The organism is Streptomyces sp. CA-243310 (assembly GCF_050936775.1).
Lineage (GTDB): Bacteria > Actinomycetota > Actinomycetes > Streptomycetales > Streptomycetaceae > Streptomyces.
Window position 1 is genome coordinate 2,793,675 of sequence record NZ_JBNJMF010000002.1, and the last position, 18,553, is coordinate 2,812,227.

16 protein-coding genes are annotated in these 18,553 nt (G+C 71.7%); 10 read left to right on the top strand and 6 right to left on the bottom strand.

Going from position 1 to position 18,553, the window contains the following annotated elements; translation table 11 throughout:
* Positions 1 to 91 precede the first annotated feature (91 nt).
* Positions 92 to 2,440 carry an immune inhibitor A domain-containing protein gene (locus ACQEVM_RS30235; RefSeq protein WP_433085473.1) on the bottom strand — a complete coding sequence of 783 codons (2,349 nt, stop codon included), beginning with the start codon at positions 2,438 to 2,440 and terminating at the stop codon, positions 92 to 94.
* 461 nt (positions 2,441 to 2,901) lie between these two features.
* Here ACQEVM_RS30235 and ACQEVM_RS30240 point away from each other — a divergent pair, with 461 nt between their 5' ends.
* The gene (locus ACQEVM_RS30240) at positions 2,902 to 3,195 is read left to right on the top strand and encodes a hypothetical protein (RefSeq protein ID WP_433084217.1); all 294 of its coding nucleotides are present in this window, start codon (positions 2,902 to 2,904) and stop codon (positions 3,193 to 3,195) included.
* Between the two features lie 152 nt (positions 3,196 to 3,347).
* Here the strand turns inward: ACQEVM_RS30240 and ACQEVM_RS30245 are convergent, their stop codons facing one another.
* Complete coding sequence (locus ACQEVM_RS30245) at positions 3,348 to 4,121, bottom strand: RDD family protein (RefSeq protein WP_433084219.1); 774 nt, start codon at positions 4,119 to 4,121, stop codon at positions 3,348 to 3,350.
* Between the two features lie 156 nt (positions 4,122 to 4,277).
* Positions 4,278 to 5,771 (bottom strand): RDD family protein, encoded by a 1,494-nt coding sequence (locus ACQEVM_RS30250; protein ID WP_433084221.1) that lies wholly within the window; start codon positions 5,769 to 5,771, stop codon positions 4,278 to 4,280.
* Positions 5,772 to 6,043: 272 nt separating this feature from the next.
* Here ACQEVM_RS30250 and ACQEVM_RS30255 point away from each other — a divergent pair, with 272 nt between their 5' ends.
* A complete protein-coding gene (locus tag ACQEVM_RS30255) occupies positions 6,044 to 6,523 on the top strand; it encodes an SsgA family sporulation/cell division regulator (protein WP_433084223.1) in 480 nt (159 codons plus the stop codon).
* A 55-nt stretch (positions 6,524 to 6,578) separates the two neighbouring features.
* Here ACQEVM_RS30255 and ACQEVM_RS30260 read toward each other — a convergent pair whose 3' ends face one another.
* A complete protein-coding gene (locus ACQEVM_RS30260; protein ID WP_433084225.1) occupies positions 6,579 to 7,961 on the bottom strand; it encodes an FAD-binding oxidoreductase in 1,383 nt (460 codons plus the stop codon).
* Between the two features lie 96 nt (positions 7,962 to 8,057).
* Between ACQEVM_RS30260 and ACQEVM_RS30265 the strand changes: the two genes are divergently transcribed.
* Complete coding sequence (locus tag ACQEVM_RS30265) at positions 8,058 to 9,707, top strand: tetratricopeptide repeat protein (RefSeq protein ID WP_433084227.1); 1,650 nt, start codon at positions 8,058 to 8,060, stop codon at positions 9,705 to 9,707.
* A gap of 64 nt (positions 9,708 to 9,771) precedes the next feature.
* Here ACQEVM_RS30265 and hppD read toward each other — a convergent pair whose 3' ends face one another.
* Positions 9,772 to 10,932, bottom strand: coding sequence for a 4-hydroxyphenylpyruvate dioxygenase (hppD, locus tag ACQEVM_RS30270; RefSeq protein WP_433084229.1), 1,161 nt, complete (start codon positions 10,930 to 10,932; stop codon positions 9,772 to 9,774).
* A 133-nt stretch (positions 10,933 to 11,065) separates the two neighbouring features.
* Here hppD and ACQEVM_RS30275 point away from each other — a divergent pair, with 133 nt between their 5' ends.
* The 7 genes from ACQEVM_RS30275 (at position 11,066) to ACQEVM_RS30305 (ending at position 17,697) form a co-directional block, all read left to right on the top strand.
* Positions 11,066 to 11,536: an Lrp/AsnC family transcriptional regulator gene (locus tag ACQEVM_RS30275; protein WP_433085475.1), complete on the top strand. Its 471-nt coding sequence runs from the start codon at positions 11,066 to 11,068 to the stop codon at positions 11,534 to 11,536.
* A 30-nt stretch (positions 11,537 to 11,566) separates the two neighbouring features.
* The gene (locus tag ACQEVM_RS30280) at positions 11,567 to 12,214 is read left to right on the top strand and encodes an ABC transporter permease (protein WP_053684543.1); all 648 of its coding nucleotides are present in this window, start codon (positions 11,567 to 11,569) and stop codon (positions 12,212 to 12,214) included.
* Positions 12,207 to 13,469: a betaine/proline/choline family ABC transporter ATP-binding protein gene (locus ACQEVM_RS30285; protein WP_433084231.1), complete on the top strand. Its 1,263-nt coding sequence runs from the start codon at positions 12,207 to 12,209 to the stop codon at positions 13,467 to 13,469. The genes ACQEVM_RS30280 and ACQEVM_RS30285 overlap by 8 nt, the downstream gene beginning before the upstream one ends.
* Positions 13,466 to 14,332 (top strand): ABC transporter permease, encoded by an 867-nt coding sequence (locus ACQEVM_RS30290; RefSeq protein WP_433084233.1) that lies wholly within the window; start codon positions 13,466 to 13,468, stop codon positions 14,330 to 14,332. The genes ACQEVM_RS30285 and ACQEVM_RS30290 overlap by 4 nt, the downstream gene beginning before the upstream one ends.
* A complete protein-coding gene (locus tag ACQEVM_RS30295; RefSeq protein WP_433084235.1) occupies positions 14,333 to 15,310 on the top strand; it encodes a glycine betaine ABC transporter substrate-binding protein in 978 nt (325 codons plus the stop codon).
* Positions 15,311 to 15,410: 100 nt separating this feature from the next.
* Positions 15,411 to 16,034: an ArsR/SmtB family transcription factor gene (locus ACQEVM_RS30300; protein WP_433084237.1), complete on the top strand. Its 624-nt coding sequence runs from the start codon at positions 15,411 to 15,413 to the stop codon at positions 16,032 to 16,034.
* Between the two features lie 127 nt (positions 16,035 to 16,161).
* Entirely contained in the window at positions 16,162 to 17,697 is a 1,536-nt protein-coding gene (locus ACQEVM_RS30305) for an MFS transporter (RefSeq protein WP_433085477.1), read from the top strand.
* Here the strand turns inward: ACQEVM_RS30305 and ACQEVM_RS30310 are convergent.
* A complete protein-coding gene (locus tag ACQEVM_RS30310) occupies positions 17,627 to 18,424 on the bottom strand; it encodes a S16 family serine protease (RefSeq protein ID WP_433084239.1) in 798 nt (265 codons plus the stop codon). The genes ACQEVM_RS30305 and ACQEVM_RS30310 overlap by 71 nt on opposite strands.
* Positions 18,425 to 18,553 lie beyond the last annotated feature (129 nt).

The following is an 18,553-nucleotide window of genomic DNA, read 5'->3' on the forward strand; positions in this document are numbered from 1 at the left end:
TAAGAAACTCGGCCCCCGCATCTAAACGCGATCGGCCGCCGCCCGCTAGGGGGCGACGGCCGATCATGTTTTGACCTGCGGCTTTACCGAACTACTTGGCGGCGGGGCCGACCTCGATCGTCATCTGGAGACCGTCGTAGGTCTCCTTGGCGATCTTGATCTTGGTGTTGGTGTCAGTGACCTTCACCGAACCGGTCGGGTTCTCGTCGTAGTAGTACTTGCCCTTGTGGTCGTCGAAGACCATGTTGGCGGCCTTCGGCTTGATGAAGAGCTCCTGGTCCGCCTTGTGCAGCGTGAACGCGTCCGTCGAGTAGGCGCTGAACGGCGCGTCGTACGGCTGGATCTTGTTCCGCAGCAGCGTGCCGTCGGCCCACTTCATGGGCTTGGCGTTGGCGTCGATCGGAAGGATCAGACCCTGGCCCGGGTGCTGGCTGGTGTTGTTGTCCTTCTGCGAGGTGTCCCACTGCCAGATGAGCAGGCCGTCCTGGTACGGGTAGTGCTCGACCCACTTGGGACGGGCGGCCGAACCGAAGTTGTACGGACCGACCTTCAGCGTGGCGTCCGAGGACACGTAGCGACGGTTCTCCGCCAGGTAGTACTGCGCGTACTCCTTGGTGAAGTCGGCGCCGACCCGCGAGAAGCCCTTGCCGGTCCAGCCGTTGTCGCCGTTCTCGGCGCCGTCGGTGAACAGCGTGGCGCCGTCCGCGGTGATGTTGACGGCGTCGGCGGTGAAGCCCTTGCCGCCCGCGCCGCCGTCCGTCTGGTAGCGGAAGCGGACGTCGACCTTCTTGCCCGCGTAGGCGTCCAGCGGGTAGTTCAGGTTCTGCCAGGCACCCGAGGCACCGGTCAGCGAGGGGTTGCCGCCGGCGTCGACCGGGATGGCCGTGCCGTTGGCGGTGCCGGCGAGGGCGGTCCAGTTGGCGCCGCCGTCCGTGGACACCTCGGTGTACAGGAAGTCGTACTCCGCCTCGATGTCCCACCAGCCCTTGAGGGAGAGGGCCGCGGACTTCTTGCCGGTCAGGTCGACCGAGCGGGTCAGGGTGTTCTTGAGGTCGTCACCCATGTTGCTCCACCACTGCGAGGAACCCTCGGCGGGAGCGACGATCTCGGTCTTGACCTTCTTCTTCGGCAGCTCGACGACCAGCGCCTGCTTGTCCTTGGTGTTGTACGCGGAGACGCCCAGCTTGTGGGTGGACTTCGTCGCGGCCTTCGCCTCGTCGTAGTTCAGCCAGCCCAGCTGGAGCTTGTCCCAGGCGGTCATGTCGCCCGGGAGGTCGCCTATGGACTCCTTGCCCGCGCCGAGCCAGGAGCCCGCCGACATCAGGGACCAGAAGCCGACGCCGTTCTCGCCGCCACCGGAGGTGTCGTAGAGGTCCGGCAGACCCAGGTCGTGGCCGTACTCGTGCGCGAAGACGCCGAGGCCGCCGTTCTCGGGCTGCATCGTGTAGTCGCCGACCCAGATGCCGGTGCTGCCGATCTGGGTACCGCCGGCCTTGTTGTTCGCCGGACCGGTCTTGCCGGCGTCCGTACCGTAGGCGTACCAGCGGTGCGCCCACAGGGCGTTGGTGCCCTGCACGCCGCCGCCGGCCGACTCGTCCTCGCCCGCGTGGACGATCTGGAAGTGGTCGATGTAGCCGTCGGGCTCGTTGAAGTTGCCGTCGCCGTCGAAGTCGTTGCGGTCCCACTGGTCGTACTGCGCCAGCTGGGCCTTGATCTGGGCGTCGGTCTTGCCGGCCTTCTTCTGCGCGTCGGCCCAGGCGGTCACGCCGTCCTTGACGGTGTCCCAGACGTTGGCGCAGTTGGTCTGACCGCAGTAGTTCGAGCCGTAACGGGCCTCGTTGTACGGGATCTTGACCCAGTCGGCGACCTGACCGTCGACCGAGTAACGGCCCGAGGAGGTCTTCTCGTAGTAGGTCTTCAGCGAGTTCTTGCCGGAACCGGTACCGAAGTACAGGTCCTGGAAGTGCTTCTGGCTGTAGTCCTTCTGCCAGGCCGTGCTGTTGTCCAGCTTGCGGTCGGGCTGGGCGATCTGGTTGTGCAGCGGACCGGGGGTGCCGCCGTACTTGGGCGCGGGCGGCTTGGGGCCGCCCGGGCCGTCCGGGTCGAACATGGTCGTGCTGTCGACCTGGTCGCCGAACTCGACGAGGATCGTGAAGATCTTGTCGGTCTTCTCGCGGCCCAGCTCGACGTACTTCTTGTCGTCCAGCTTGACGACCTTGGAGGCGCCGCGCTGCTCGACGTTCTTCTTGCCGGACAGCACCTGGTCGAGGGCTGCCTCGCGCGCCTGCGCCTGCTGCTTGCTGAACGGTCCTTCGAGGTCGTGCTTGACCTGCTCCTTGGCGGGAGCGGACGGGTCCTGACGGTCGACGGCGGGGGCGTCCCGCTTGTCGACCGCCTGGGCGGCGGTGAAGAAGGCGCCGGTGGCCGCGGTGGCCCCCATCGTCACGGCGATGGCGACGGTACGCAGCGCGAACCTTCTGGCGGAGTTGCTGGTCACTTGATGTCGTTCCCCTCCCGCGGCCGCAACGTAGGTCGGAACGTCTCCATAGGAGCGGGGGGTTCCGCGCGGCGCGCGTCTCAAGTGACGACATTTGACCGGAGAGTCTCAAGAAAAGACAGACCTTGACTTGTTCCTTACAACTGCACTATGCGGTCAGGGAGTTCCGCTATTCGGACGTTCCCCGGCCATAGAGGGGCGAAGGGCGCGCTTCGCCCCCTTGGGGCGCCCTTGAGGATGAACGCGGAATGACCCCGTGCGCCCCCCGTGCACCGGTACGGGACCCCGTCCGCGTGAGGCGACGCTTACCGACAGTTCCCCTCGGGCATCCACCCTCGTAGAGTCTCTTGACGCGCGACCGAGTTGAGCCGACTCCCCCTCCCCCCTTGAGGACGGAAATCGCCATGCCGCGTCCGACTGCCGCACAACTCGCCTACGGTTCCGCCACCGTCGTCGTGTCGACGATCGCCATGCTGCTGCTCTCGCAGACGAGCACGGGCATCGGCGTCGCGGTCATCTCCGCCGCCGCCCTCGGCCTCGGTCTGCTCGTGGCCCTCACCGTGCCGATCCCCCGCCGCCGCGGCCGGCACGCCGCCGGCCGGCCCGGGGACGCCTCCGCGGTCACCGCGGACGAGACTGCGGCCGCCCGGGTGCCTGAGCCCCGGGCGGCCGCTGCCGAACACCCCGTGCACCACTAGGCCCTGTCGTCGGGCTCCGTCGTCGAAGACTCGCCCGGCGGCCACTTCGGCGCCCGGGCCCGGGCGGACACGGCCGCGCGGGCGGCCGTTCCCCGGAGGGACGACCGCCCGCGCGGCGGTGTACGTGGCGGGACCTCGCGGTCCCGGGCGTCTCAGCCCGAGCGGACCACCACGGTCTTGGCCACCTTGTCGTGCAGGGCCTGCTTGTACGGCTTGTCGACGAGCATCGAGATGACGAGGGCGATCGGCCAGAGGCAGAAGCAGCAGACCAGCGTCGGGATCCAGAGCACCGCCGCGCGGGACAGGGACGCGTTGGAGGCGGGCACGGAGCCGTCGTTGAGCATGGCGACGCGCAGGCCCAGCGTCTTCTTGCCGATGGTCTGGCCGTTCTTCTTGGTGAACCACCAGTCGTAGCCGACGTACGCGATGATCGCGATGAGCGTCCAGATCAGACCGCTGCCGCCGTAGGACTTGGTGATGACCTCGGTGACGTCCTCGCCCTTGTCCGTGTCGACCATGTAGCGGCGGTTCCCGAAGGGCAGTTGGATCAGGAACAGCGGGACCGTGACGATGAGCAGGTCGATGACACGGGCGCCGAGCCGCTTGCCGAAGTCGGCGAGCGGGGGCATCCCGGCGAGCGGATCCGGCATGCCGTACGGGTCGCCGCCTCCGGGACCACCTCCGTAGGGGGGCGGTGGGGGCGGGTAGCCGCCACCGCCGGGGCCGCCTCCGTACGGGGGCTGCGGGGGCGGGCCCCCGCCGGCGCCGGGGCCGCCCGGTCCGGAGGGTGGCGGGTACCCGCCACCGGAGGGCGGCGGCGGCGATCCGTACGGTGACCCGCCCGACGGAGGCGTCGGTTCCTGCGGCTTCTTGAGGAACGGGTCGTCCTCGGGCGGCGGGCCCGGCGGCGGCTGGTCGGTGCTCATGGCCCGAGTCGAACCCGGGCGCGGCGGCCCCGCAACGGGACGGCGTCCGTTCGGGGTACCGGCCCCGCGCGGGCGCCGGTCGGGGACGTGGAGGAGCCGTCCGAGGTCCTGCCGTCGACGCTGCGCCGAGGGCCGGGCGAGACTCGACGGCAGCGTCTATCGGGCCACGTACGTCTTCGCCGCCTTGTCGTGCCAGGCCTGTCTGCGGGGACGGTCGCCCAGACACCGCAGGCCGCCCGGGAGCCCGAGGAGCGCGCACACCAGCCAGCGGCGCAGGGCCGCGCCGACGGTGGGCGGGCGCAGGGTGGCGACGGCCAGCACCCGGACCCCGCACAGCTTCTTGCCGGGGGTCCGGCCCCAGCGGGCGGTGGGCAGCGCCTCGTAGAAGACCCCGAAGAGCAGGACGGCGGCCAGGACGAGGGCCAGGTACCCGCCGACGGTGCCGTCGAGCAGCCAGACGGTGGTGGCGCGGCCGGTCTCACGCGCCGCCTGCACCTTGGCCTCGACGTGGGCCGTGACGGCCGGCACGAACGGCACGGCGGCGCCCGCCGCGACTCCGGCGTACACCAGCGAGTCCAGGACGCGGGCCAGCAGCCGGCGCCCCAACCCGGACGGGCGTACGGCTCGTTGCGCCATCCGCTCGAAGACCGCCCGGTCCGTGCCGCGCGGGGCGGCCGGGGCGGGGGCAGGGGCGGGCGTCGGGGACGGGGCGGGCGTCGGGGCCGGGGTCGGGGCGGGCGTCGGGGCCGGCGTCGAGGCGGGTGCGGGTGCGGGCGCCGGGGCGGGTGCGGGCGTCGAGGTGACGGCGGGTGCCGGGCTCGCCGCGTCCCGGGCGGCCGGGGGTGCGACCCGTGTGGCCTCGCCGGCGCCCCTGACGGGGGTTTCGGGGGCCGAGGAGGGCCTCGGGGTCACCCGGGACCGCCGGGCCGCCGCGATCCCCGCCTCGGGCGGACGGGGGGCCGCGGCGTCCGGGGTGGCCTCGGGCCAGGACGAGGTGAGCCCCGAACCGGGTCCCCCGCCCCCGGGGGCGGCGGGCCATGCGGTCTCGGGGACGGCCGGCCGGACGGCGGCCGGAGCGGGCACGGGCGCGGGCACGGGCTGCGGCTCGGGCGCGGGCTCGGGCGCGGGCTCGGGCTCGATCGCGGGCGGAGGGGCCGGCGCGACCCGGGCCGCCGCCGGCGACCGGGCCGACAGGATGCCCACTCCCTCCGCGGACGCCTGGGCGGGCAACCGCTCGGCCGCGGCGACGGCGGACGGCCGGGCCGACGCCGCCGCGGGCCCGTACTCGTGCGGGTCCTCCTCGCGGTTGCCCCAGGACACCCGGACGTCGCGCGGGCCTCCGAAGCCGGCCTGGTGCGCGGGATCGGCCTGCCACCCGGCCGCGTCGGCCACCGGTGGCGACGCCTGTTCGGGCAGCGGTTCGGGGCGGGGCCGGGGGTGGGGCGGTTCGGGCAGCGCCTCGGTCACGGAGGTCTGGTCCAGGAACACGGGACCCGTCTCGGCCGCGGGGGCGGGACGGGCGGGGGCGGGACGGCTCGTGCCGGGCACCCAGGAGGAGCCGTTCCAGTACCGGACGAACCCGGGGATGGACGGATCCGGGTAGTAGCCCTCTCGGGCCGCGTGCTCGCCGTCACCAGGGGAGGCCGTCAATGTCCCCAACTCCGATCGTGGCTTGAGGCTTGTGCAGGGCAGGACCATAGCCAAGAACCCCGGCCCGACAGGTCCGGTAACGGGAGAATCCAAGCCTTCGAGCGAACGTCACTCCTCCCGAACGTTTTCGGTCAGGCGTCATGTTTCGGCCAATCTGCGACGTGATCCCGGAAGTCGCGTCATGGCCGGGCCCCCGGCGCCTCTCTGCGGGTGTGGGGTACCTCCCGGCCCTGCACACCGAAAGCGTCGAACCGCACCGAAGTGAGGCCGCCATGCACCACCCCGTCATCGAGCGCGAGTTGGAACTGAAGCTGGTCCTGTCCCCGGAGCGCAGCATCCCCGTCCCCGCCAGGCTTCTCTACCTGACGGACGACCCGTTCGCCGTGCACGTCGTCTTCCACACCGGCTCGCACACCCCGGTCAACTGGACCTTCGCGCGGGAGCTGCTCGTCGAGGGGGTGTTCCGTCCGAGCGGGCACGGAGACGTCCGGATCTGGCCCACGAAGATCGACAACAAGGCCGTGTTGTGCATGGCGCTGAGTTCCCCCGACGGGGACGCGCTGCTGGAGGCGCCGGCGGGCGCGGTCTCCGCCTGGCTGGAGCGGACCCTGCGCGAGGTGCCGCCCGGCTGCGAGGCGGAGCGGCTCGGCCTGGACGCGGCACTGGCCGAGCTGCTCACCCCCACGCCCGCCGACGACCTGTGGCTGCGCGACCCGTGGCCCTCGGACGAGTCGACGGACGGGGACCTGTGACGCCCGGCCCGCCCCCGTCGGACCGCGCCAATGCCCGGACCGGCCGGCGGACGGGTCAGAAGAGCTTGCCGGGGTTGAGCAGGCCCAGCGGGTCGAAGGCCTGCTTGATCCCGCGCTGGACCTCCAGGCCCACCGGCCCGAGCTCCCGGGCGAGCCACTCCTTCTTCAGGACGCCGACCCCGTGCTCCCCGGTGATCGTCCCGCCCAGTTCCAGACCGAGGGCCATGATCGCGTCGAAGGACGCGCGGGCCCGCCCGGCCTCGTCCTCGTCGGCGGGGTCGAAGCAGACCACCGGGTGGGTGTTGCCGTCGCCCGCGTGCGCGCAGACCCCGATCAGCAGATCGTGCGACCGGGCGATCTCGGCCGTGCCGTCCAGCATCTCGGCGAGCCGCGAGCGGGGCACGCACACGTCGTCGATCATCGTGGCGGGCCGCAGGGTCTCCAGGGCGGTCAACGACATGCGGCGGGCCTGGAGGAGCAGTTCCGACTCCGCCTCGTCCTCCGCGGGCACGACGGCGGTCGCCCCGGCGGCGGTGCACAGCTTCCCCACCGCGGCGAGGTCCTCGACGGCGTGCGGGGTGTCGAAGGCGGCCAGCAGCAGTGCCTCGGTGGTCTCGGGCAGGCCCATCCTGCCGAGGGCGTTGACGGCGCGGACGGTCGTGCGGTCCATGAGTTCCAGCAGCGAGGGCGTCAGCCCGGCCTCCATGACGGCGCAGACGGCCGCGCACGCCGCGGCGGCCGAGGGGAACTCGGCGGCGAGCGCGAGCTGCCGGGGCGGCGCGGGGCGCAGCGCGAGGACGGCCTGGACCACGACGCCGAGGCTGCCCTCGGAGCCGACGAAGAGTCGGGTGAGGTCGTAGCCGGCGACGCCCTTGGCGGTGCGCCGGCCCGTGCGCAGCAGTCGCCCGTCGGCCAGCACCACGTCGAGGCCCAGCACGTACTCGGCGGTGACCCCGTACTTGACGCAGCACAGGCCGCCGGAGGCGGTGCCGATGTTGCCCCCGATGGTGCACTGTTCCCAGCTGGAGGGGTCGGGCGGGTAGTACAGCCCGTGTTCGGCGACGGCGCGGGACAGGACGGCGTTGACGACGCCCGGCTCGACCACGGCGATCCGGTCGACGGTGGAGATCTCCAGGATCCGGTCCATCTTGACCAGGGAGAGCACGATGCAGCCCTCGGAGGCGTTGGCGGCCCCGGACAGGCCCGTGCGGGCGCCCTGGGGCACCACGGGGACCCGTAGTTCGGTGGCGGTGCGCAGGACGTGCCGCACCTGTTCCACGGTCCGGGGCAGGACGACGGCGGCCGGGGTGCCGGCGGCGCAGAAGCTCGCCATGTCCGTGCTGTAGGAGGCGGTGACCTGGGGGTCGGTGAGGAGCGCTTCCGGGGGGAGGCCTTCGAGGAGGCGGGTACGGAGTCGGGTGGAGAGGTCTTCGTCCATGAGGCCAGCGTGGCACCCGGGGCCATCGGTGTGAACACGGCCGCGACCCTCTTCGGACACCTCCGCGAACTCTTCATATTGACGCACAGTGAGCACATGGACCGTATCGACGAGGAAGCGCAGCAGCCCGCGCCGCCCGTGACCTTCACCGGCCGCAAGACACTCGTGGCGGCCGCGGTCGCCGTGGTCCTGATCGCCGGGGCCCTGCTGATCCGACCGGCCCGGACCGGTGACGACGCCCGCCCCCCGGGGCCCAGCGAGCGGGCCGCGTCCGCGGTCGGCCTGGGCACCCCGGCGGCGGCGGTGGACCTGACGGCGCTGGTCGCGGACCGGGAGAAGCAGGTCACCAGGCATCCGGACGACGTGGCCTCCTGGGCCGTCCTGGGGTCCGCGTACCTGGAGCAGGGTCGGCGCACGGCCGACACGGCCTGGTACCCGAGGTCGGAGAAGGCACTCAAGCGGTCGCTGGAACTGCGGCCCGCCGAGCAGGGCAACTTCGACGCCATGACGGGCATGGGCTCGCTCGCCAACGCGCGCCGGGACTTCGGGACCGGCAAGAAGTGGGGCGAGCTGGTGCGGGCGCAGGCGCCGCGGCGGTGGACGGCGTACCCGGTGCTCGTGGACGCGTACACGGGCCTGGGCGACTACAAGGCCGCGCAGAAGGCGCTGGAGCGGCTGGAGGAGCTCCACTCGGGGCTGGCCTCGAACCTGCGGGCCTCCCAGGTGTACCGGGACCGCGGTTGGCGCGAGGACGCGGTGGTGGCGTTGGAGCACGCGGGTGGTGCGGCGAAGACCCCGGCGGAGAAGGCGTACGTGCTGTTCCGGCTCGGGGAGCTGCTGTGGGAGCGGGGCGACGCGGCGGAGGCACTGGGCCAGTACGAGGCGGCGCTACGGACGGACCCGGCGCGGGCGGAGGCGCTCGGTGGCCGGGGGCGGGCGCTGGCGGCGCTGGGCCGGGGCGGCGAGGCGGTGCGGGACTACCGGCTGGCGCTGGGCCGCACGCCGGTGCCGCAGCTGGCGTTGGAGCTGGGCGAGCTGTTGGAGTCGCTGGGGCGGGCCGACGAGGCGCGGGTGCTGTACGACGCGCTGGGCACGATGACGAAGCGGGGCGGGACGCACGGCGTCGACGAGTCGGTGGTGCTGGGTCTGTACGAGGCCGACCACGGCGACCCGTCGGCGGCGGTGCGGCGCCTGTCGCAGGAGTGGTCGTCGAACAAGAGCATGCAGGTGGCCGACGCACTGGGGTGGGCCCTGCACAAGGCGGGCGATGACACCGCGGCCCTGGAGTACGCGAAGAAGGCGACGGAACCGGGTCTGCGGAACGCGGAGTTCGCCTACCACCGGGCCGTGATCGAGCGGGGTCTGGGCGACGAGGCGGCCGCGCGGCGGCACCTCCAGGAGGCGATGCGGACCAATCCGCGGTTCTCCCCGGTGCGCTCGCCGCTGGCGAAGGAGGCGCTGGAGTCGGTGGGGCAGCCGCCGCAGGGCGGCCCGGAGAACCTCCAGCCGCGCACCCCGTGGGTGGAGCCGGAGCTGCCGAAGCCGAACAAGCCGAAGCCCGCGCCCGCGAAACCGAAGTCGCAGCCGGCGAAGCCGAAGCCCGAGACGAAGCCGGAGGCGACGCCCGCCCCGAAGGCCTCGCAGGCGAAGGCCGAGCAGGCGCAGCCGGAGCGGACACCGGAAGCCGCCCGGCCGGACTCCCCCGCCGCGGAGCAGGAGCAGGAACCGAGGCCGGAGCAGGACTGACGAACGCGGAGGACGGAGACCGCCGGCCCGCCCTCGCGGGCCGGCGGTTCGCGTTCCGGACGTCCTACAGGTTGCCGCGCTTCTCCTGCTCGCGCTCGATCGCCTCGAAGAGGGCCTTGAAGTTGCCCTTGCCGAAGCCCATCGAGCCGTGCCGCTCGATGATCTCGAAGAAGACGGTCGGCTTGTCCTGGACCGGCTTGGTGAAGATCTGGAGCAGGTAGCCGTCCTCGTCGCGGTCGACGAGGATCTTCAGCTCGCGCAGGGTCTCGACGGGCACCCGGGTCTCGCCGGCCCAGTCGCCGAGGGTGTCGTAGTACGAGTCCGGGGTGTCGAGGAACGCGACGCCCGCGGCGCGCATGGTGCGGACGGTCGCCACGATGTCGTTCGAGGCGAGCGCGATGTGCTGGACGCCCGCGCCGCCGTAGAACTCCAGGTACTCGTCGATCTGCGACTTCTTCTTCGCGATGGCGGGCTCGTTGATCGGGAACTTCACCTTGAGGGTGCCGTCAGCGACCACCTTCGACATCAGGGCCGAGTACTCGGTCGCGATGTCGTCGCCCACGAACTCCTTCATGTTCGTGAAGCCCATGACCTTGTTGTAGAACGCCACCCACTCGTTCATCCGGCCCAGCTCGACGTTGCCCACGCAGTGGTCGACGGCCTGGAAGGTCCGCTTGGCCGGCGGGGCGACGAGCGGCGCGGCGGCCTCGTAGCCCGGCAGGTAGGGGCCGGTGTAGTCCTTGCGCTCCACCAGCGTGTGGCGGGTCTGGCCGTAGGTCGCGATGGCGGCGAGGACGACGGTGCCGTGCTCGTCCTTGACCTCGTACGGCTCGTCCAGGCCGCGGGCGCCGTGCTCGACGGCGTAGGCGTACGCGGCGCGCGCGTCCGGGACCTCGATCGCGAGGTCGATCACGCCGTCGCCGTGGTCGGCGACGTGTTCGGCGAGGAAGCGGCCGTGGTCGGTGCTCGCCTTGATGACCGAGGTCAGCACGAAGCGCGCGCCACCGTTGGTGAGCACGTAGGAGGCGGTCTCGCGGGTGCCGTTCTCCGGTCCGGAGTACGCCACGAGCTTCATGCCGAACGCGGTGGAGTAGTAGTGCGCGGCCTGCTTGGCGTTGCCCACGGCGAAGACGATCGCGTCCATGCCCTTCACCGGGAAGGGGTCGGCCTCACGTGCGGTGTGCGGGGTGGTTTCGGTTTCGAGGTTCGCCAGAGACTCAGTCATGAGCGCAGAGTCCCGCCGATCCACAAGCTGCGCAATAGTTTCGATTTTCTCTGTACAGAATGCTCGATCCGGCCGGAGGATGGCTGAAAGATCTGTGCAGTATGACCACCCGCCGGCCGACCTGGAGGCAGCCATGGGGATCGACGAACTCGACGGGCGTCTCATCGTCCTGCTCGCCCGCGAACCGCGGATCGGGGTGCTGGAGGCCTCGCGCCGGCTGGGGGTCGCGCGCGGCACGGCGCAGGCGCGGCTGGACCGGCTTCAGTCGAATGGAGTGATCCGCGGGTTCGGTCCGCAGGTCGATCCGACGGCCCTCGGCTACCCGGTCACCGCGTTCGCCACGCTGGAGATCAAACAGGGCCAAGGGGCCGACGTGCGCGCCCACTTGACCGGCGTTCCGGAGGTGCTGGAGCTGCACACCACCACCGGTCACGGGGACATGCTGTGCCGGCTCGTGGCCCGCTCCAACGCGGACCTTCAACGGGTGATCGACCGGGTCGTCGCGTTCGATGGGATCGTGCGGGCCTCCACGGCGATCGTCATGGAGAACCCCGTGCCTTTGCGGATCATCCCGCTGGTCGAGCAGGCAGCCGGCGACGACTGATCCCCGGACAGACGGGCGAGGTGAGGCGACGTGAGCTTCTGGAGTTACCTGTCCAGCCGACGGCAGCAACTCCTCGTCGACGCCTTCCAGCAGGTCAGCCTCGTCTTCCAGTGCATGGTGATCGCGACGGCCCTGGGCATCGCCATCGGCGTGCTCACCTACCGCAGCGGCTGGGGCGGCAGTCTCGCCATCACCTCCACCGCCACGATCCTGACGGTCCCCTCGCTGGCCATGATCGGTCTGCTGATCCCGATCGTGGGCCTCGGCGTGGCACCCGCGGTGATCTCCCTGACCCTGTACGGGCTGCTGCCCATCGTCCGGAACTCGATCGTGGGCCTGCGCGGGGTCGACCCGACGCTGGTCGACGCGGCCACGGGCATCGGGATGTCCCGGTCCGCCCGGCTGCTGAGGGTGGAGCTGCCGCTGGCCTGGCCGCCGATCCTGACCGGCATCCGGGTGTCCACCCAGATGCTGATGGGCATCGCCGCCATCGCCGCGTACGCCTCCGGTCCCGGCCTCGGCAACGAGATCTTCCGCGGGATCGCCTCGCTCGGCAGCGCCAACGCCCTCAACCAGGTCCTGGCCGGGACGATCGGCATCGTCATCCTGGCCCTCCTCTTCGACGCCGCCTACGTCCTGCTCGGCCGTCTCACCATCCCGAGGGGCATCCGTGTCTGAGCCGACGTCCGAGCCGACCCCGAGCCCGAAGGCAGCGACCTCCGGCGCGACCATTCGGCTGGAGAACCTCACCAAGCGCTACCCGGGCAACCCCACTCCGGCCGTGGACGACGTGTCGATGGACATCAAGGCGGGCGAGACGGTCGTCTTCGTCGGCCCCTCCGGCTGCGGGAAGTCCACCACCCTCAAGATGATCAACCGGTTGATCGAGCCCTCCTCCGGCCGGATCCGGATCGGCGACGAGGACGTCACCGACATGGACCCGGTCAAGCTGCGCCGCAAGATCGGGTACGCGATCCAGTCCTCCGGCCTCTTCCCGCACATGACGGTCGCGGAGAACATCGCCCTGGTGCCGAAGATGACCGGCTGGTCCACGTCGAAGGTCAAGGACCGGGTCGAGGAGATGCTCGACCTGGTGGGCCTGGACCCCCGCGAGTTCCACGGCCGCTACCCCCGCCAGCTCTCCGGCGGCCAGCAACAGCGCGTGGGCGTCGCCCGGGCGCTGGCCGCGGACCCGCCGGTGCTGCTCATGGACGAGCCCTTCGGCGCCGTCGACCCGATCACCCGGGACCACCTCCAGGACGAGCTGATCCGGCTCCAGCACGAGCTGCACAAGACGATCGTGTTCGTCACCCACGACTTCGACGAGGCCATCAAGCTCGGGGACCGGATCGCGGTCCTGCGCGAGCGGTCGCACATCGCCCAGTTCGACACCCCGGAAGCCATCCTCACCAACCCGACCGACGACTTCGTCTCCGGTTTCGTCGGCGCGGGCGCGGCCCTCAAACGGCTCAACCTCACCCGCGTGCGGGACGTGGGGATCGCCGACTTCCCCACGGTGTCGGTCGACGACCCGCTCCAGCTGATCTTCAGTACGCTGCGCGGCGGCCGGCACAACGAACTGCTGATGCTCGACCGGGGCGGTCGCCCGTACAAGTGGCTGCGGCGCGGCGACCTGATGCGCGCCAAGGGGTCGCTGGCACGGGCCGGGCAGTTGGTCCACGACACCGTAACCCGGGACGCGACCCTGCACGACGCCCTGGAGGCGGTCCTCACGGACAGCGGCGGGCGGGTCGCGGTCACCGGGCGGCGCGGCGAGTACATCGGGGTCGTGGACATGGAGACCCTCATGAACTCGGTGCACGAGATGCTGGAGGCCGACCGGCTCGCCGCAGCCGAGCACGCGCACGATCTGGAGGACCTGCGCCACCACCGGACGGAGCAGGAGCTGGAGGGCGGTGCGGGCACCTCATGACCACCGCCTCCCCGCAGCGGCCCCCGGGCGAACGGCCCCCCGGCGAGCACGAGGTCAAGGGCCTCCCGTTCCGCGACGAACTCGCGGACGACCTCGACCGGCCCCCCACGCCCCCGCCGCCGGGTCCGCTCCGCCGGATCGGTTGGCGCCGACTGGTGGTTCCGCCCGTCGTCCTGGCCCTGGTGGTCCTGGCCCTGTACCTGTGGATCACCAACATCCCGCTCGACGCCATCGAGCGGAACTCGCTCGGCGGCGGCAACGTCCGGCTCCGGCTGTGGCAGCACATCCAGCTCACGGCCATCTCCACCTTCTGGGTGCTCATCATCGCGATCCCCCTCGGCATCGCCCTCACCCGCGGCGGACTGCGCCGCGCCTCGCCGTTCGTGACCGGCCTCGCCAACATCGGCCAGGCCACCCCCGCCATCGGCCTGCTGGCCCTGCTGGTGATCTGGCTGGGCATCGGGCCGTCGACCGCGATCATCGGGATGGTCGCGTACGCCGTCCTGCCGGTGCTGTCGAACACCGTGGCCGGGCTCCGGGCCATCGACCCGCTGCTGGTGGAGGCCGCGCACGGGATCGGCATGTCGTCGACGGGCACCCTGCGCAAGGTGGAACTGCCGCTGGCCGTCCCGCTGATCCTGGCCGGCGTGCGGACCGCCCTCGTGCTCAACGTCGGCACCGCGACGCTGGCGACCTTCGGCGGCGGCGGGGGCCTGGGCGACCTGATCACCTCCGGGATCCAGACACAGCGCATGCCGGTGCTGATCGTGGGATCGGTGCTGACGGTGGTCCTGGCGCTGTTCGTGGACTGGCTGGCCTCCCTCGTGGAGACGGTCCTGACGCCGCACGGCCTGGAGGCGTAGATGCGTACCTTCCGCGTACGAACCGCGGCGCTCGCGGGAGCCGCCCTGCTGGCGCTGGCCGGCTGCGGGCTCAAGAGCGGGTCCCCGATGGTGGACGACGTCCAGCCCGGCTCGGTCGGTCGGGGCGAGCCCCTGGCGGGCGCCTCCCTCACGGTGACCTCGAAGAACTTCAGCGAGAACATCATCCTCGGGCAGATCCTCGGCCTCGTCTTCAAGGCGGCAGGTGCGGAGGTGTTGGACCGCACCAACCTGCCCGGCTCGATCAGCGCGCGCGAGGCCGTCCGCCAGGGCGACGCGGACGCCATGTACGAGTACACGGGCACGGCCTGGATCACCTACCTGGGGAACACCGAGCCCATCGACGACCCGCGCGGCCAGTGGGACGCGGTGCGCAGGGCGGACCTGCGCAACGGGGTGGTGTGGCTGCCGCCGGCCACGCTCAACAACACCTACACCCTGGCCATCAGCAAGAAGAACAACGCGAAGTACAAGCTGCGGACGATGTCGGACGTGGCGGCGCTGGCCCGCAAGGACCCGTCGGCGGTGACCCTGTGCGTGGAGAACGAGTTCGCCTCGCGCGAGGACGGACTCCCCGGCATGGCGAAGGCGTACGGGATGCGGATCCCCCCCGGCAACATTCAGAAGATGGACGCCGGGATCATCTACACCCAGGTCTCCAAGTCCGATTCCTGCCTGCTGGGCGAGGCGTTCACCACGGACGGCCGGATCAAGGCCATGGACCTGGACATCATGGAGGACGACAAGCGCTTCTTCCCCAACTACAACGCGGCGCCGGCGATCAACGCCAAGACGTTCGCCGAGCACCCGGTGATCGCGAACCTGTTGGCGCCGGTGACGCAGCGCCTGACGACCGAGGTGGCGCGGGAGTTGAACGCCAAGGTGGACGTGGAGGGCCAGGATCCGCACGCGGTGGCGAAGGACTGGCTGGCGAGGGAGGGGTTCATCAAGGAGGGCTGAAGCCGGCGGCGACGGGAGGCCGGCTCCCGGGCGCGAGTTCCAAAGAGAGAGTTGCAAAGAAACCCTTGCATAAGAGTCTTTGCAACTCTATCGTGGAGCCATGCCCGAGAAGAACGCCCTGAACCCGGAGCCCATCGAACCCGTCGAACCCGTCGAGCCGGTCGAGCCGCAGGTCCGCATGCTCGACGCGCACTCCCTGCGCGGCCTCGCCCACCCGCTGCGCATCCGCCTGTTGGGCGCCCTGCGCCTGCACGGCCCGGCCACGGCCTCCCGACTCGCCGAACGCCTGGGCGAGTCCAGCGGAGCCACCAGCTACCACCTGCGGCAACTCGCCGCGTACGGGTTCGTCGAGGACGCGCCCGAGCACGGCAAGGGCCGCGAGCGGTGGTGGCGGGCCTCCCACGACGGCACGGGCTTCGACGAGTCGCTGATCCACTCCGGCGACCCGGAGACGCGGGTCGCCGCGGACGTCTTCCTGTCCGAGATCGCGAAGATGCACGCGCAGGAACTCGCCACCTGGATGAACGAGGCGTCGAGCTGGCCCCAGGACTGGCGCGCGGGCTCGGACCTCAGCGACTTCACGCTGCGGCTGACGGCCGGGCAGTCCCTCGAACTCATCCACAAGCTTCACGACCTGATCAACAGCTACCGCGATCTGCCGCCGGCGGAGGGCACGGAGACGGTCCGTTTCCACACGCACGCCTTCCCCCACCACACCGAGTAGCCGCCGCCTCCTCGCCGCCCGCGAGGACCCGCAGAAGGAGTCCTGCCATGCACGCCTTCGCCCACACCGCACTGCACACCGCGCTCCACGCCGGCCGCACCGCCGAACTGGCGGCCGAGGCCGCCGCCTGGCACCTCGCGCGCCACGCCGCCCCGGTCGCCCCCGAGCCCGTACTGCCCGCACTGCCCGCACTGCCCGCACTGCGCAATCGGCTCGGGGAGGCCCTGGTCGCCGCCGGCATCCGGCTCATGCAGCCCGCCCACGTCCACTCCCGCGTGGTGCGCGGCGCCTCGTGAGCCGCCGCCCCTTCGTGGCCGTACTGGCCGCCAACACCATCTCCATGGCCGGAAGTTCCCTCACCCTCATCGCCGTCCCGTGGTTCGTCCTGCAGAGCACGGGCAGCGCCGGCCGGGCCGGGATCGTCGCCTTCTGCGCCACCCTGCCCGTCATCGTCGCCGCGCTCGTCGGCGGCCCGGTCATCGACCGCATCGGGCGCCGCCGCATCTCGGCGGCCTCCGACCTGATCTGCGCACTGTCGATCGGCGTGATCCCGCTGCTGCACCACGCGGGGCTGCTGGAGTTCTGGACGCTGTGCGCCCTCATGGCGATCGGCGGCCTCGTCCACACCCCCGGGCTGACCGCGCGCTACGTCCTGATCCCCCACCTCGCCGAGCACGCCGGAACCACCGTCGGCAAGGTGGCCGGCCTGTACGACGCCGTCTCGCGCGGCGCCCGGATGGTCGGGGCCGCGGTGGCCGGCCTGCTCGTCACCGCCTTCGGGGCCGAGACCGTACTGCTCCTGGACGCGGCCAGCTTCGCCGTGTCGGCGCTGCTCGTGGCCGCCTTCCTGCGCGGGGTGCCCGCCGCCGATCCACAACGCACCACCGAGAAGGTGTCGTTCGCGGCCTACCGGGCCGAACTCGCCGAGGGGTGGGCCTTCCTGACCCGTTCACGGCTGCTGACGGGCATCACCCTGATGGTGATGGTGACCAACGGCCTGGACCAGGGCTGGTCCTCGGTACTGCTGCCCGTACACGGCCGCGATGCGCTGGGCGGGCCCACCGCCCTCGGCCTGATGGTGTCCGTGTTCGGCGGTTTCGCACTGCTGGGCGCCCTGCTCTACGTGGCGTGGGGCGAGCGGTACCGGCCTCGGACGGTCTTCGCGGTGGCCTTCCTGCTGTGCGGGGCGCCCCGGTTCGCCGTGGCCGCCTTCACCGACACCCCGCTGCCGCTCGCGGTGACGATGGCCCTCGCGGGGCTGGGCGCGGGCATGCTGAACCCGATCCTGACCACGGTGATGATGGAGAGGGTCCCGGACGCGCTGCGCAGCCGGGTGTCCGGGGTGACCACGGCGGGCTGCGAGTTGACGATGCCGCTGGGCGGCCTCGCGGCGGGCCTGCTCGTCGACGGGTTCGGGGCCGGTCCGGCCCTGCTGGCCTTCGCCGGGGTCTATCTGCTCGCCACGCTCGGCCCGTTGGTGTTCCCCGCCTGGGGCGGCCTCAACGACCGGCCGGACCGGGTCGGGAGGACCGGGGCGACGGACGCGACCGGGACGACCGACGCGATCGACCTGGCCGTGCCCGCGCAGGGCGTCAGCAGGACGGAACCGGCTGCCCCTTGTTCAGCGCCCGAAGGGAGCTCACCGCATCCGTCAGCGAGGTGACGGGGATCAGCCGAAGCCCCTCGGGGAGTTCGGACAGGGCGTCGGAACACTCCGCCTTCGGCACGAGGAACACGCTCGCCCCGTCCCGCTTGGCGGCCTGCGTCTTCAACGCCACCCCGCCCACCGCGCCCACCGCGCCGCTCGGGCTGATGGTGCCCGTGCCGGCGATGTTCCGGCCGCCGGTGAGATCGCCGCCGCTCCCGTCGCCGTCGAGCTTGTCGATGATGCCGAGGGAGAACAGGAGACCCGCGCTCGGGCCGCCGACGTCGGCGAGGTTGAGCGTGACCTTCACGTCCTTCGGATCCTTGTGGAGATAGCCGAGCGCGGCGGCGGAGGCCGTCGACTGCGACTTGGTCATTTCCTCCAGATTGTGCTCTTCGATCTCCTCGTCGCTCCCGCCCGAGGGATACACCGCGTCCTTGGGCATGACCGCCCGCGTGGTGTCGAACCAGTGGTCGACCAGCTCGGGCAGGCGCACCGTCGTGGAGGGGCCGGTGGCCTGGATCGTGGTCATCCGGAGCTGCCCCTCGGTGTCCCGGGTGGGCGCGCCCGTGACGGCGATGACGGGCTTGCCGTCACGGGAGCCGAGCACGTCGGCCGTGAGCCCGGGCTGGGCGATCACGAAGGGCAGCGGCGCGAGGGCCGCCACGGCCAGCAACCCGACCAGGGGCAGGGCGCAGAGCGCCAGGGCGGCGGGACGCGGCAGACGTGTGAGGCGTGAGAGCACCCGGCCAATCTATCGGGCCCGGTCGCGCCCTCCCGCGTGACCCGGCACGCCGGCACGCACGGGAGAGCCCGCCCTCCCCCTGCCGGGGATGCGCGAGACCCCGTACGGGGTCGCGGGCGTTCGGTCGGA

Coding starts and splice junctions, on each gene's coding strand:
- ACQEVM_RS30235 (WP_433085473.1), bottom strand. CDS start 2,440: ATGGGGGCCACCGCGGCCACCGGCGCCTTCTTCACCGCCGCCCAGGCG.
- ACQEVM_RS30240 (WP_433084217.1), top strand. CDS start 2,902: ATGCCGCGTCCGACTGCCGCACAACTCGCCTACGGTTCCGCCACCGTC.
- ACQEVM_RS30245 (WP_433084219.1), bottom strand. CDS start 4,121: ATGAGCACCGACCAGCCGCCGCCGGGCCCGCCGCCCGAGGACGACCCG.
- ACQEVM_RS30255 (WP_433084223.1), top strand. CDS start 6,044: ATGCACCACCCCGTCATCGAGCGCGAGTTGGAACTGAAGCTGGTCCTG.
- ACQEVM_RS30260 (WP_433084225.1), bottom strand. CDS start 7,961: ATGGACGAAGACCTCTCCACCCGACTCCGTACCCGCCTCCTCGAAGGC.
- ACQEVM_RS30265 (WP_433084227.1), top strand. CDS start 8,058: ATGGACCGTATCGACGAGGAAGCGCAGCAGCCCGCGCCGCCCGTGACC.
- hppD (WP_433084229.1), bottom strand. CDS start 10,932: ATGACTGAGTCTCTGGCGAACCTCGAAACCGAAACCACCCCGCACACC.
- ACQEVM_RS30275 (WP_433085475.1), top strand. CDS start 11,066: ATGGGGATCGACGAACTCGACGGGCGTCTCATCGTCCTGCTCGCCCGC.
- ACQEVM_RS30290 (WP_433084233.1), top strand. CDS start 13,466: ATGACCACCGCCTCCCCGCAGCGGCCCCCGGGCGAACGGCCCCCCGGC.
- ACQEVM_RS30295 (WP_433084235.1), top strand. CDS start 14,333: ATGCGTACCTTCCGCGTACGAACCGCGGCGCTCGCGGGAGCCGCCCTG.
- ACQEVM_RS30300 (WP_433084237.1), top strand. CDS start 15,411: ATGCCCGAGAAGAACGCCCTGAACCCGGAGCCCATCGAACCCGTCGAA.